Below are 13600 nucleotides of genomic sequence, written 5' to 3' on the forward strand. Positions count from 1 at the left end.
ATCCCGCCCGCCCGCGCTCAGGAGCGCGTGGGCCTTGTCGAGCGCCCGCGCGAAGCGCCCGGCGTCATAGGGCTTGAGCAGGTAGTCCGCCGCGTGGGCCTCGAAGGCCTGGAGGGCGAAGCGCTCGTACGCGGTGGAGAAGATGACGGCGGGGCACGCCTCCGGCCCCAGCGCCTCCAGCACCTCGAAGCCGGTGAGGCCGGGCATCTGCACGTCGAGCACCACCAGGTCCGGCCGCAGCGCTTCGATGCGCGCGAGCGCCTCCGTGCCGTCCGGGGCCTCGCCCACCGCGGTGAAGCGCGCGTCGGCCGCCAGCAGGCGCAGCACCTTCGCTCTCGCGGGCGCCTCGTCATCCACCACCAGCACGCGGAACACCCTCATGACGCGCCCTCCCGGGGCAGCCCCACCGTCACCCGGGCGCCGCCCTCCGGCCCCGCGCCGCGCGTCAGCTCCGCCCGGTTGCCATGCAGCAGCGCCAGCACCCGTCCCAGCTGCGCGAGCCCCACGCCCGGCCCCGTGGAAGAGGACGCGGCCCCGAAGCCGCGCCCGGTGTCCTCCACCTCCAGGCTCCAGCGCGGGCCCTGGGCGCGACCGCGGATGCGCACCTCCAGCGGCGCGCGCAGGTCCTGGTTGTGCTTCACCGCGTTCTCCACCAGCGTCTGCAGCGCGAAGCACGGCACGCGCTCTTGCTCCAGCCCTGGCTCCATGTCCCAGCGCACGACCAGCCGGTCCCCGAAGCGCGCCGTCAGCAGCGCGATGAAGCGCTCGGTGTGCAGCCGCTCCTCGCCCACCGTCCAGGTGGGCTCCGTGCGCTCCAGGCTGGCCCGCAGCAGGTGCCCCAGGTCGCTCAGGAGCCGGTCCGTGCGCGGCAGGTCCTCGTACATCACGGAGCTGATGGTGTTCAGCGCGTTGAAGAGGAAGTGCGGGTGCAACTGGCCGGTGAGCGACTGGAGCTGCGCGGCCCGGAGTTCTCCTTCCAGCGACGCCGCGCGCAGGGCCCGCTCCTGACGCTCCTTCCACGCGGCCTGCAGCGAGATGAGGGCGAAGAGGAGCGCGTAGGTGATGAGGTCCTTCTGGGCCTCCATCGGGAGCTGGTAGGTCAGGTCCCCGAAGTCGTACGCCCCCAGCCCCAGGAGCGCGTAGGCCCCGTGCCGGAGGGCCGCCATCACCGCGACGTGGAGTGTGGTGAAGAGGGCATAGGCCGTCAGGTGGATGCCCAGGAAGCGGCCCCAGCCCACGCGGGGGCCCGGCGCGTTGAGGACCGCCGTGATCAGGAGGGGCAGCAGCAGCGCGACGGCCAGCGCGCTCGTGACCTCCCAGATGAACGCGGGGGCCCAGTGGCCAGCATCGCGGCTGGAGAGCTGCGACAGCCGCACCGCGCTGCCCTGCCACACCCCCAGGACGATGCAGAACCCGAGCACCCTCAGCACCCGCCGGGCACGCAGGCGTGGCCAGCGCCAGCGGACGGAGGTGGGCTCGGCGGGTTCGGACACGGCGCTCACCCCACCGTCCCGGGAGCCAGGGTGGCGACCCGCGCGGGCCGCGCCTTCAGGCCGAAGAAGGGCCGCAGCCACGACACGCGCGAGACGCCCTCGCTCAGGGCCAGGGTCAGGACGAAGGACACACTGAGCACCGCGCCCAGGAGCGCCCACGGGCCCACGGGAAGGCGCAGCAGCAGCAGGCCCACGACGAGGATGACCGTCTGGTGGAAGATGTAGAACGGGTACGACAGCGCCTGCGCCCACTGGAGCCACGGGGGCGACACGCGCACGTGCTGACGCGCGTAGCCGAGCACCGCCAGCAACGTGCTCCAGAGGAGGACGCTCCCCACCACCATCTCCGCCACGGGCGGGAGTGACTCCACCGCGATCGCCGCCGCGAGCACCGCCAGGGCGAAGGCCGCCATTCCGCGCCGCAGCGCCACCAGCCGCGTCCACACCCCGGGGCAGCGGGCCATCAGGTGGCCGTAGAAGAACAACAGGCCGTAGTGCAGGAAGGTGCGCGGATCATCGCGCAGGGCATGCGTCTCCGGGAAGTCGCGCAGCAATATCCGGTTGAGCAGGAGCGGCACGACGAGCCACGCCACGTTCCACCCGCTCGACAGCCACGCGTCCGCGCGCGCGAGGAAGCGTTCGCCCCGCGCCGTGCGCAGCGCCGCGAAGAGGGGCAGGGCGAGGAGGCAGTAGACGAAGAGGTAGGCCACGAACCACAGATGGTGCCAGCTCAAGCTGCCGGCAGGGTAGGGCACGAAGTCGAACACCGTCGGGTAGAACGCCGCGTAGCTGCCCTGGAACTGGCCCCGGAACACCCGCTCCACGTAGATCTGCGGCGGCACCACCACGAACATGCCGAACACCAGCGGCACGAACAGCCGCAGCGTCCGGTCCTTCGCGAAGGCTCCCAGGGTGCGCCGCCGCAGCGCGAACGCGGTGCCCGCGCCGGAGATGAGCATCAAGAGCGGCATCCGCACCAGGTGCAGCACCTCCATGGTGGGCTCCAGCACCGGCAGCGCGACGGGGCTCTTCACGTGCCAGTCCCAGGTGTTGAACATCATCCCCGTGTGGAACAGGTGCAGCACCACGATGGCCAGCACCCGGAGCCAGTCCAGGTCGGGGTGGTGCGCGTCAGCGGCGGAAGGGGTGGGCGTGTGCATGCCCTGGAAATGCCCACGCCCGGCCCGCTGCCTCCACGCGGATGCCGTGGAGCGGACCCAAAACGGCGCGAGACGGACGGGGGAGGGGCTGCCCCCCACGCAAAGCAAAAGGGCCGCCCGGTCTCCCGGACGGCCCCTTCGCTTGAACGACGTTGGAACAGGGTGAAGCGGTGGACTACTCGGCCACCACGTCGACCTTGATCTTCGCCGTCACCTCGCGGTGCAGGCGCAGCTCCACTTCGTAGCTGCCCAGCGACTTGATGGGCTCGGCCAGGTGCAGCTGGCGACGATCCACCTGCTGACCCTGGGCGGCGAGCGCCTCGGCGATGTCCAGCACCGTGACGGAGCCGAAGAGCTTGTCCTGCTCTCCGACCTTGCGCTTGATGGTGACCTTGACGGCGCCAAGCTTCTTGGCCTGCTCGTCCGCAACGCCCTTGAGCTTGGCGCTGCGCGCGGTCTGCACGGACTGCTCGTGCTCCAGCTGGCGCAGGTTCTGCTCGCTCGCCAGCACGGCCTTCTTGCGCGGCAGAAGGAAGTTGCGGCCGAAGCCGTCCTTCACCGTGACGAGCTCGCCGGACTTGCCGAGGTTGTCGATGTCCTCACGCAGAATGAGCTTCATGTTCAATCTCCTGGGGGGACCCGGCGGCTAGCCGACGACCGCGTTGTAGGGGAGGAGCGCGATGCCACGGGCGCGCTTGATGGCGATCGCCACCTCACGCTGGTGCTTCGCGCAGTTACCGGAGATGCGGCGGGGGATGATCTTGCCGCGCTCGGTGACGAAGTACTTCAGCGTCGCCTGGTCCTTGAAGTCCACCGACGCGTTCTTCTCCGCGCAGAACCGGCAGACCTTCTTGCGGCCGAAGCCACGACCACCACGCTTGTCGTCGTCGCCACCCATGCCGCCACCGCGGTCGCCACGATCGCCACCACGGTCGCCGCCGCGGTCACCACCACGGTCGCCACCGCGCGAACCGCCGCCGTAGCCACCGCCACCACCACCACCGGGGCCACGGGAACCGCCCGTGCCCTTGCTATCCATGCCGTTGCTCATGAACGTTCTCGTTTCCTGGAAGGTTTAGGGAAGGACCTGGAAGAAGGCTTACGCCTCCTCGGAGGTCTCCTCTTCCGCGTCGGGGCCAACGAACTCGGGAACCTCGGCACGGAAGCCGCCACCCTCGCGCTCCACCGGGGCGCCCGGACGGGTCTCCTCGACGTCGCCGGCCAGCTTCAGGTCCTCGAGGACCGGACGGGACTCGGGGTCCACCTCATCCGCGAGCTTCACGGAGATGTAGCGGGTGACCTCGTCGAGGTTGCGCAGGTTGCGCTCGATCTCCGCCACCAGCCGCCCGTCACCCAGGAAGCTCGTGTGGACGTAGATGGCGCGAGGCTGCTTGGCCACGGGGAACAGGGTCTTCTTCTTCCCCCACACCGTGAAGCGCAGCACCTTGCCACCCTCGCGGGTGACGATGCCCCGGACGCGCTCCTTCAGCTTGTCCACGTTGTCGTCGGTGAGGTCCGGCTTGACCAGGAAGATGGTCTCGTACTCACGAAGCCGCTTGGCGGCCTGCGTCTCTGCCATGTTTCTCTCCCCTTGGGGTCGAGTGCCCCCCGGACCATCCGGGGAGCGGGGAAACGGTTGCTGGCCCTCGAAAGGCCGCCACCGGGGATGGGAAGTCACGCGCCCACCACCACCGCGTCTTTCCCGCTCAACAACACGGGGAGGAGGGGGCTTCTAAGAGGACCCCCCCGCGAAAGTCAAGCAATGCCCGGGGAGGAGGCGGCCAGCCGGCCGGCCTCGCGGGCGCTCAGGCCTTCCGGTTGTGGCGGTTCATCGCCGTGGCCAGCCCGTCCCGCAGCCAGCTCTCCGTCATGTCCGCCGCCCGGGCAATCAGCTCATCCAGTTGCCGGCGCTCGCCGTCATCGAAGTTGGAGAGCACGTAGCCCGCCACGCGTTCCTTCGCGTTGGGGCCCTCCGGCTTGCCAATCCCCACCCGCACGCGGATGAAGGCGTCCTCGCCCAGGCTGGACACCAGGCTCTTCAAGCCATTGTGGCCGCCCGCGCCGCCGCCCGCCTTGAGCTGGAGGCGCCCGAAGGGCAGGTCCAGCTCGTCGTGGATCACGAGCACGTCCTGCACGTCGACCTTGTAGAAGCGCGCGGCCTCCGCGACGGCGCGGCCCGACAGGTTCATGAAGGTCTGCGGCTCCACGAAGAGGATGCGCTCGCCGCCCAGCGTGCCCTGGCCCACCCGCGCCTGGAACTTGTCCTGGGTCAGCTCCGCGCGAGCGCGCGAGAGGAGCGCGTCCACCACCATGAAGCCGATGTTGTGCCGGTGGCGCTCGTACTCGCGCCCGGGATTGCCCAGCCCGCAGATGAGCTTCATGGAAGGCTCCGTAAAGACCGCGGGGCAGGCCTTTGCAAAGGCCCGCCCCGCGAGGAAACAAAGGACTGCGAGAAGGGGACGGCCTACTTCTTCGCCGGGGCCTTCGCGGCCGCCGCAGGGGCCTTGGCCGCCGCCGCCGCGGGGGCCTTCGCGTCCGCCGCCTTGCCCGTCGCCGCCGCGGCAGGCGCCGCCGACGTGATGGCCGCCGGGGCCGCCGCTTCCGCCGCCTCGGGCGCGGAGAGGACCGCGATGGTGTAGTTGACGTTCGTCTTCACCGACACGCCCTCGGGCAGCTTCACGTCGTTCACGTGGATGGCCTCGGCGATGTTCAGGTTGCCCACGTCCACTTCAATCTGGAGCGGGATGGCGGTGGGCAGCGCCCAGACCTCCAGGTTGCGGCGGATCTGCGTGAGCAGACCGCCCTCGAGCACGCCCGGGGCCTTGCCCGTGAGGACGACGGGCAGGTTGACCTTCACCTGGTCCGTGTCGCGCACCGCGATGAAGTCCGCGTGCAGGATGTCACGGGTGAGGGGGTCCATCTGGTAGTCCTTCAGCAGCACCTGCTCGCCGCCGCCCTCCAGCTTGATCTGGATGAGCGTGTTCAGCTTGTGCGGGGTGTTGATGGCCGTGCGGATGGCCTTCGGATCCACGGAGATGTGCAGCGGCTTCGTCAGGTGCTTGCCGTAGACGACCGCGGGGACCTGACCCTGCGCACGCAGGCGGCGGGCGGCGCCCTTGCCGGAACCTTCACGCGCCTTCGCTTCGAGGGTGCTCTTGTCGGTGGCCATGGAATTCTCTTTTCAGTGGGGGACTGCGGGTGCGCCGGTTCCCGAAGGCGCCCTCGGCATCCCGCCACCATGGCGGGCCCCGAAGACGGCGCCCGGGCCGTGAAGCCCGTGGAACCAGCAGAGGGGGCCGGACATGCCAGCCCCAGGGGTGTTCCGTCAAGCCGGCCGTCATCCGGCCGCTCCAGGGCCCGGGCGCCCAGAGGCCCGGCAGGCCCGGGCCAGGACGGCCCAGGGGCCCCACGTCAGACGAACAGCGAGCTGAGCGAATCCGCGCGGTGGATGCGCGCGATGGCTTCGCCGAACAGCGAGTCGGTGTGGAGCGCGCGGATCTTCGAGCACGCCTGGGCGCTGGCGGAGAGCGGCACCGTGTCCGTGAAGACGACCTCCTCCAGCACGGAGTCGGTGATGCGCTGGATGGCGGGGCCGGACAGGATGGGGTGGACGGCGTACGCCAGCACGCGGCGCGCGCCCTTGTTCTTCAGCGCGGCGGCCGCCTGGGCGAGCGTGCCCGCGGTGTCCACCATGTCGTCCACCAGGATGGCGTCCTTGCCCGACACGTCGCCAATGAGGTTCATCACCTCGGAGGCGTTCGCGCGCGGGCGGCGCTTGTCGATGATGGCCAGGCCCGTGTCCAGGCGCTTGGAGTAGGCGCGCGCGCGCTCCACGCCGCCGGCATCCGGGCTGACGATGACGACGTCGCTCAGCTCCGGGAAGCGCTTGCGCATGTCCTCCAGGAACACCGGCGAGCCGTACAGGTGATCCGAGGGCATGTTGAAGAAGCCCTGGATCTGCCCCGCGTGCATGTCCATGGACACCACCCGGTTGACGCCCGCGACCTCCAGCATGTCCGCCACCAGCTTGGCGGTGATGGGGGTGCGCGCCGCCACCTTCCGGTCCTGCCGCGCGTAGCCGTAGTACGGCATCACCGCGGTGATGGAGCCAGCGCTCGCCCGCTTGAGGGCGTCGCACATGATGAGCAGCTCCATCAGGTGGTGGTTCGTCGGCGGGCACGTGGACTGGACGATGAAGACGTCCTGTCCGCGCACGTTCTCGCCGATCTCGACGTGGATCTCCCCGTCGGAGAACGTATCGACCACCGCCTTGCCCAACGGGCGCTGGAGGTAATCACAGATGCGCTGCGCCAACGCCGGGTTGGAGTTCCCGGCGAACACCTTGAAGTCACGCTGCTGCATGGGGGCGCTGACTAACCCGTGCGCGCCCCGAAGGGAAGAACGTTAGTCGAGTTCCGCAGCCACCGGAGCAAGCGTCCCGGTCTGCGCCTGGTGGAGGTGTTTCTCGTACTCGATCAAGATGACGCGCTCCATCTGGCTGCGCGTGTCCGCATTCAACGGATGAGCAATATCCTTGTACGTCCCGTCCTTCCGTTTTTTCGCGGGCATCGCGATGAAGAGCCCGGTGGAACCGTGGATCACCTTCAAGTCGCGTACGACAAAGCAGTGATCCAACGTGATGGTGACGTACGCCTTGAGCTTGTCCTCTTCGACCGGAAACACCCGGACGTCGGTGATGTTCATGGTCCCCCCCCGAACCCGAAAGGCCGGAGCTATGGGGAAGCCTGGGACAGACTGGTGGTGAAAAGCAAGCACCCCCTACCCGACGCACCGGGTGACCGTTCACTGGAGGCTGGCGCTCAAGCCCCGAAGGGCCAGTGACTCACCAGGTGGGCCAGGAACGCCAGGTGGTAGACGACGATGATGGCGTAGACGACGGCGCCCGCGCGGATGGCGAAGCGGCTCGCCTTGAGCTTGCGGTGCAGGCACAGCAGGCACAGGCCCGCGTTCACGATGAGCAGCTTGGAGAACATGAAGAAGAGCGGTGACTGCTCGTACGCCACGCGCATCACCGGGTTGAGCTCCTCCGCCACCCCCAGCTGCAGGAAGAGCAGGGTGAACAACCCATCCAGCAGGTTCAGCATCAACAACGCCACCGAGGCGGGTGACATGTAGAAAGAAGCACCCTGCGTCCAACTCCCCGTCCCCGTCTGAATCCCATCCGCCGTCGCCGCCACGCCCTACCCCCTGGTCCCGTCCATGCTGCCCGGGGCCCTCCCTATTCAATTCGCTTGCCAAGGCTTCCAGGGCTTCCGGGAAGCGAACGGGCAGGCGGCGACGAATGGGGGGTTGGCAGGCTGGAAACGAAATTGACGGGAAGGGGTGGGTGCCCGAGATTGGCCCCGCATCCGACCCTCCCCGACGAGCGCCCATTGCATCAATTTCCCAAAGATATCGGGTGGATAGAGGTCATCTGCGGCTCCATGTTCTCCGGCAAGACGGAGGAGTTGATCCGCCGCGTCAAGCGCGCGCTGTACGGCCGCCAGAAGGTCCGCGTGTTCAAACCGCGCATCGACACGCGGTACGACGAGACGCAGGTGGTGAGCCACAGCCAGTTGAAATTGACGTCCATTCCGGTGGAGAGGGCTGAAGAAATTTTCCGGCACCTGCCCCCGGACATCCAGGTGGTGGGCATCGACGAGGTCCAGTTCTTCGGCGGGGAGGTGGTGCAGGTGTGCGAGGCGCTGGCCCACCGCGGCGTGCGCGTCATCTGCGCGGGGCTGGACCAGGACTACCAGGGCCGCCCCTTCGAACCGATGCCGCAGCTGATGGCGGTGGCGGAGTACGTCACGAAGGAGCTGGCCATCTGTGCGGTGTGCGGCAATCCGGCCAACCGCTCGCAGCGCATCATTGGCAGCGAGGAGCGGGTGGTGGTGGGGGCGGCAGGCGAGTACGAGCCGCGCTGCCGCAAGTGTCACGTGGGCGAGCCCACGGAAGCCTCACCCCCGCAGACGCTGAAGCTGTTCGACTGACAACCCTGTTTCTTTCGCCTGGAGCTGGATTCCGATGCGGGACACCCTGTACGCGAACGTGCCGTTCCGGCTGAACGAGATGACCCACCACTATGGACCGCAGGTCCACCTGGTGGGTAATCCGTTTCTCCTGTCCCAGCTGGCCACGCTGTGCGCCAAGGGCACGCTGCAGCCGCAGATCAACCGGCTGGTGGAGCAGCTGTACGCGGACCTGGTGAAGACGGTCATCAACGCGGAGTTCCCGCGCAAGATGGTGACGCTGCCCACGCGGATGATCGACTCCACGCCCCTGGGCATCTACCAGGGCGAGGTGGTGGACCCGCAGCTGCGCGTGGTGACGGTGAACATCGCGCGGGCGGGCACGCTGCCGTCGCAGGTGACGTATGACCTGCTGAACTTCACGGTGGATCCGTCGCTCGTGCGCCAGGACCACATCATCATGAGCCGGATGATCGACGCGGCCCAGGCGGTGGTGGGCTCGGAGATTGGCGGCGCGAAGATTGGCGGGGACGTGGATGACGCGTTCGTGCTCTTCCCGGACCCCATGGGGGCCACGGGGGGCAGCCTGTCCACGGCCATCCAGCTCTACAAGACGAAGGTGCCCGGCAAGGCCCGGCGCATCATCACGCTCAACCTCATCGTCACGCCGGAGTACCTGCGGCGGATGACGAAGGAGCACCCGGACGTCATCATCTACGCGCTCCGGCTGGACCGGGGCCTGTCTCCGCCGGAGGTGTTCGGCACGGAGCCGGGCCTGCTCTGGGACAAGGAGCGGGGCCTGGATGACCGGCAGTACATCGTCCCCGGTGGCGGCGGCTTCGGGGAGATCATGAACAACGCCTATGTGTAGACAAGGGAGTTCCCGGTGACGTTCCACGAGAAGGATGTCGGTGTCCTCATCTCCGAGGAAGCCGTGCAGGCGCGCGTGAAGCAGTTGGGCGCCGAAATCACCCGCGACTACCAGGGCAAGGAGCTGACGCTCATCTGCGTGCTCAAGGGCTCCGCGTTCTTCGCCATCGACCTGGCGCGCGCCATCGACCTGCCGCTCACGGTCGAGTTCCTGGGCGTGTCCAGCTACCACGGTGGCACGGAGACGACGGGCGAGGTGCGCATCACCACGGACGTGTCCAAGCCCATGGCGGGCAAGCACCTGCTCGTCATCGAGGACATCATCGACACGGGGCTCACCATGAGCTTCCTGTTGGAGAACCTCCAGGCGCGCCACCCCGCGTCGCTCAAGCTGTGCTCGCTCTTGGAGAAGCCCGCGCGCGCCCGGACGAAGGTGAACATCGACTACAAGGGCTTCGTCATCGACGACCTCTTCGTCGTCGGGTACGGCCTGGACTACGGGGAGAAGTACCGGAACCTGCCGTTCATCGGCATCTGGAAGAAGGCCTGACGCACGAAAGCCGTGCCTCGCGTGAGCGGGGCACGGCTTGCGGTGTGAAGGCGGGGGAGGGGAGGCCTAGAAGGCGGCGTCGAAGACGACGTCGTTCGCGGCGCCCACGCCCACGCCCACCTGGTAGGACGACACGCGGCGCTCGAAGAAGTTGGTGAGCTCCTGCACGTCCTGCAGGTCCATGAAGTGCAGCGGGTTCTTGGTGTGGAAGATGGGGGACATGCCCAGCATCTGGAGGCGCTGGTCGGCCACGTACTCCAGGTAGCCGCGCATCTCCTGCACCGACAGGCCCATCACGCCGCCGCCCAGCACGTCCTGGGCGAACTGCGTCTCGCACTCCACCGCTTCACGGAGCATCTGCACCACGTCGCGCTCCAGGCTCGCGTCGAAGAGGTCCGGCTCCTCCTTGCGCACCGTCTGGATGGCCTCGAAGGCGAACGCCATGTGGGCGCTCTCGTCGCGGAACACCCAGTTGGTGCCCGCTGCCAGGCCGTTGAGCAGCCCCTTGCTGCGCAGGAAGTACACGTAGGCGAAGGCCGCGAAGAAGAAGAGGCCTTCGATGCAGCCCGCGAAGCAGATGAGGTTCAGCAGGAACTGGCGCCGGTCCCCGCGCGAGCGCGTCTGGTCCATGGACTGGATGCTGTCCATCCACTTCATGCAGAAGCGCGCCTTGCGCTGGATGGAGGGGATGTTGTCCACCGCGGCGAACGCCTTGGCGCGCTCGGCCGGGTCCGGCATGTAGCTGTCCAGCAGCGTCAGGTAGAACTGGACGTGCAGCGCCTCTTCGTAGAGCTGGCGCGACAGGTACATGCGCGCTTCGGGCGCGTTCAGGTGCTTGTAGAGGTTGAGCACCAGGTTGTTGCCGACGATGGAGTCGCCCGTGGCGAAGAAGGCCACCAGCCGGTGGATGAGGTGACGCTCCGCGTCCGTCATCTTCGAGCGCAGGTCCACCAGGTCCGTGGAGAAGTCGATCTCCTCCACCGTCCAGGTGTTCTTGATGGCGTTGCGGTACATCTCGAAGAAGACGGGATACGCCATGGGGCGCAGCGTCAGGTTCATTCCCGGATCGAGCAGCATTGCTTCAGCACTCCCTTACAAAGGACGGCACGGGACGACAGGGGCAGAGGGACGGGCCCGTGACTACTGGCACGCCTCGCACGCCTCGGGGTTCTCCAGCGAGCACGCCACGGCTTCGGCTTCCGCGGTGACGACCTGCGACATCACCTGCGCGGGCGCGGCCGACACAGAAGGGCCGCCCTGGTTCACGGTCGTCTTCGCGATGCGGGTGGCCGGGCGCGAGCGCATGTAATACGTCGTCTTCAGCCCCTTCTGCCACGCGTAGAAGTACATCGAGGACAGCTTCCCGATGTTGGGCGTCTCCACGAAGAGGTTGAGCGACTGGCTCTGGTCGATGAAGGCGCCGCGGTCCGCGCCCATGTCCAGCAGCGAGCGCATGGGGACTTCCCACGCAGTGCGGTAGATGGCGCGCAGCTCCTCCGGCAGCTCCGTGAGGTCCTGCACGCTGCCTTCCGCCATCTTGATGCGGTTGCGCGTGGACTCGTTCCAGAGGTTGAGCTGCTGCAGGTCGCGCACCAGGTAGCGGTTCACCTGGAGGAAGTCACCCGACAGCGTCTCGCGCTTGAAGAGGTTGGACACCTGCGGCTCGATGCACTCGTAGCAGCCGGCGATGGACGCGATGGTGGCCGTGGGCGCGATGGCGATCATCAGCGAGTTGCGCAGGCCCACCTTCATGATGCGCGAGCGCAGCGCGTCCCAGCGCAGCGTGTCCTCCGGGACGACGCCCCAGCTGTCGAACTGGAGCTCGCCCTTCGCGGCGCGCGTCTCCGGGAAGGCCGGGTGGGCGCCGAACTGCTCCGCGAGGTCGGAGGAGGTGACGAGCGCCGCGTAGTAGATCTCCTCGGAGATCTTCTTGGACAGGTTGCGCGCCTCCACGGAGTCGAAGGGCAGGCGCAGCTGGAAGAAGACGTCCTGGAGGCCCATCAGGCCCAGGCCCACCGGGCGCCAGCGGCGGTTGGAGTCCGCGGCGGTGGTGATGGGGTAGTAGTTGAGGTCGATGACGCGGTCCAACTGCTTGATCGCGAGCATCGCGTTGGTGCGCAGCTGGTCGAAGTCGAACTTCCCGTCCTTCACCATGCGGCCCAGGTTGAGCGAACCCAGGTTGCACACCGCCGTCTCACCGGGGCTGGTGACCTCCAGGATTTCGGTGCACAGGTTGGACAGGTGGATGACGTTGCCCGGCTGGCCCGTCTGGTTGCTCTTGCGGTTGGAGATGTCCTTGAAGGTCATCCAGCCGTTGCCCGTCTGGGCGAGCACCTTCATCATCCGGGCGTACAGGTCGCGCGCCTTCACCTTGCGCACGGCGAGCCCCTGCGCCTCGGCCTCCGCGTAGGCCTTCTCGAAGGCTTCGCCGAACAGGTCGGTGAGGTGCGGGGTGGCCTTCGGGTCGAAGAGGCTCCACTCCTGGTCGGCCTCCACGCGGCGCATGAACAGGTCCGGCACCCAGTTGGCCAGGTTCAGGTTGTGCGCGCGGCGCGCCTCGTCACCGGTGTTGTCACGCAGCTCGAGGAAGTCCTCGATGTCCGCGTGCCACGTCTCCAGGTACACGCAGCACGCGCCCTTGCGCTTGCCGCCCTGGTTCACCGCCGCCACGGACGCGTCCAGCGTCTTGAGCCAGGGGACGATGCCGTTGGAGTGGCCGTTGGTGGACTTGATGAGCGAGCCCCGCGCGCGCACGCGGCTGTACGCCACGCCAATGCCGCCGGAGAACTTCGACAGCATCGCGATGTCCGAATACTTCTTGTAGATGGCGTCCAGCTCGTCCGCGGGCGAGTCCAGCAGGAAGCAGCTGGAGAGCTGCTCGTGGCGCGTGCCGGAGTTGAACAGGGTGGGGGAGCTGGGCAGGTACTCCAGCGAGCTGAACAGGCGGTAGAACTCGATGGCCTCGCGCGCGTTGTCGCCGGAGAGCGCGCACGCCACGCGCAGGAAGAAGTCCTGGGGCGTCTCAATGACTTCGCGCGTCTGCGGGTTCTTCAGGAGGTAGCGGTCGTAGACGGTGCGCAGGCCGAAGTACTCGAACAGGTCGTTGCGGACCGGGTCGATGGCGGCGTTGAGCTTGCGCGCGTTGGCCTGCACGAAGGTGAGCAGGCGCTCCGCGATGAGGCCGTGCTTGTGGCCCGCGGCGACGGACTGGCTGAAGGACTGGATGTCCTGGTTGCTGACCTCCTTCTGGATGAAGGTGGACAGCAGGCGCGCGGAGAGCCGCGCGTACTCGGGCTCCTCCACGATGAGGGCCGCGGCGGTCTGGATGGACAGCCCGTCCAGTTCGCGCGTGGTGGCGCCGTCATACAGGCCGCTGATGGTCTTGGTGGCCACGCGCATCACGTCCACGCGCGACAGGCCCACGCAGGACTTGCCCACCGCGCGGACGATCTTGTTGAGGTCCACGGGCTCCGCCGTGCCGTTGCGCTTCTTCACCCGCATCGTGGTGGCGAAGTCGCCAGCGGCCGACGCGCCCGGGGCGGGGGGGGCCTGCGG

16 protein-coding genes are annotated in these 13600 nt (G+C 68.0%); 3 read left to right on the forward strand and 13 right to left on the reverse strand.

What is annotated here, in order from left to right:
- From D7X12_RS31005 to D7X12_RS31055, 11 genes are all read right to left on the reverse strand, one after another.
- Window positions 1-381 (reverse strand): LytR/AlgR family response regulator transcription factor (locus D7X12_RS31005; protein ID WP_120628869.1); only part of this gene is annotated, 381 nt, incomplete at its 3' end.
- Window positions 378-1493, reverse strand: a complete 1116-nt coding sequence (locus tag D7X12_RS31010) for a sensor histidine kinase (RefSeq protein WP_120628870.1) — start codon at window positions 1491-1493, stop codon at window positions 378-380. The genes D7X12_RS31010 and D7X12_RS31005, both read right to left, overlap by 4 nt.
- Window positions 1494-1498: 5 nt before the next feature.
- Window positions 1499-2653, reverse strand: a complete 1155-nt coding sequence (locus D7X12_RS31015; RefSeq protein WP_120628858.1) for an acyltransferase family protein — start codon at window positions 2651-2653, stop codon at window positions 1499-1501.
- Between the two features lie 175 nt (window positions 2654-2828).
- On the reverse strand, window positions 2829-3272 hold the full coding sequence (gene rplI, locus D7X12_RS31020; RefSeq protein ID WP_120628859.1) for a 50S ribosomal protein L9: 444 nt from the start codon (window positions 3270-3272) through the stop codon (window positions 2829-2831).
- Between the two features lie 27 nt (window positions 3273-3299).
- Window positions 3300-3704: a 30S ribosomal protein S18 gene (rpsR, locus tag D7X12_RS31025; RefSeq protein ID WP_120628860.1), complete on the reverse strand. Its 405-nt coding sequence runs from the start codon at window positions 3702-3704 to the stop codon at window positions 3300-3302.
- A 48-nt stretch (window positions 3705-3752) separates the two neighbouring features.
- Window positions 3753-4232, reverse strand: a complete 480-nt coding sequence (gene rpsF / locus D7X12_RS31030) for a 30S ribosomal protein S6 (protein ID WP_120628861.1) — start codon at window positions 4230-4232, stop codon at window positions 3753-3755.
- Window positions 4233-4458: 226 nt separating this feature from the next.
- Entirely contained in the window at window positions 4459-5034 is a 576-nt protein-coding gene (pth, locus tag D7X12_RS31035; protein WP_120628862.1) for an aminoacyl-tRNA hydrolase, read from the reverse strand.
- A gap of 83 nt (window positions 5035-5117) precedes the next feature.
- Window positions 5118-5822: a 50S ribosomal protein L25/general stress protein Ctc gene (locus D7X12_RS31040; protein ID WP_120628863.1), complete on the reverse strand. Its 705-nt coding sequence runs from the start codon at window positions 5820-5822 to the stop codon at window positions 5118-5120.
- A 242-nt stretch (window positions 5823-6064) separates the two neighbouring features.
- Window positions 6065-7015 (reverse strand): ribose-phosphate pyrophosphokinase, encoded by a 951-nt coding sequence (locus D7X12_RS31045; protein ID WP_120628864.1) that lies wholly within the window; start codon window positions 7013-7015, stop codon window positions 6065-6067.
- Between the two features lie 42 nt (window positions 7016-7057).
- Window positions 7058-7357, reverse strand: coding sequence for a septation regulator SpoVG (gene spoVG / locus D7X12_RS31050; protein ID WP_120538064.1), 300 nt, complete (start codon window positions 7355-7357; stop codon window positions 7058-7060).
- A gap of 116 nt (window positions 7358-7473) precedes the next feature.
- Complete coding sequence (locus D7X12_RS31055; protein WP_244224881.1) at window positions 7474-7785, reverse strand: DUF5658 family protein; 312 nt, start codon at window positions 7783-7785, stop codon at window positions 7474-7476.
- A 261-nt stretch (window positions 7786-8046) separates the two neighbouring features.
- On the opposite strand from D7X12_RS31055, the gene D7X12_RS31060 reads away from it, so the two are divergent.
- The 3 genes from D7X12_RS31060 to hpt are packed head-to-tail and all read left to right on the forward strand — an operon-like array spanning window position 8047 to window position 10045.
- Window positions 8047-8646 (forward strand): thymidine kinase, encoded by a 600-nt coding sequence (locus D7X12_RS31060; protein ID WP_120628865.1) that lies wholly within the window; start codon window positions 8047-8049, stop codon window positions 8644-8646.
- Between the two features lie 34 nt (window positions 8647-8680).
- Window positions 8681-9496 carry a uracil phosphoribosyltransferase gene (locus D7X12_RS31065; RefSeq protein ID WP_120628866.1) on the forward strand — a complete coding sequence of 272 codons (816 nt, stop codon included), beginning with the start codon at window positions 8681-8683 and terminating at the stop codon, window positions 9494-9496.
- Between the two features lie 15 nt (window positions 9497-9511).
- Complete coding sequence (hpt, locus tag D7X12_RS31070; RefSeq protein WP_120614219.1) at window positions 9512-10045, forward strand: hypoxanthine phosphoribosyltransferase; 534 nt, start codon at window positions 9512-9514, stop codon at window positions 10043-10045.
- A gap of 66 nt (window positions 10046-10111) precedes the next feature.
- Here hpt and D7X12_RS31075 read toward each other — a convergent pair whose 3' ends face one another.
- Both D7X12_RS31075 and D7X12_RS31080 read right to left on the reverse strand, forming a co-directional pair.
- On the reverse strand, window positions 10112-11122 hold the full coding sequence (locus tag D7X12_RS31075; RefSeq protein ID WP_120628867.1) for a ribonucleotide-diphosphate reductase subunit beta: 1011 nt from the start codon (window positions 11120-11122) through the stop codon (window positions 10112-10114).
- 63 nt (window positions 11123-11185) lie between these two features.
- Window positions 11186-13600 (reverse strand): ribonucleoside-diphosphate reductase subunit alpha (locus tag D7X12_RS31080; protein ID WP_439329402.1); only part of this gene is annotated, 2415 nt, incomplete at its 5' end.

The sequence above is a fragment of the Corallococcus sicarius genome, from assembly GCF_003611735.1.
In the GTDB taxonomy this organism is placed as follows: Bacteria; Myxococcota; Myxococcia; order Myxococcales; family Myxococcaceae; genus Corallococcus; species Corallococcus sicarius.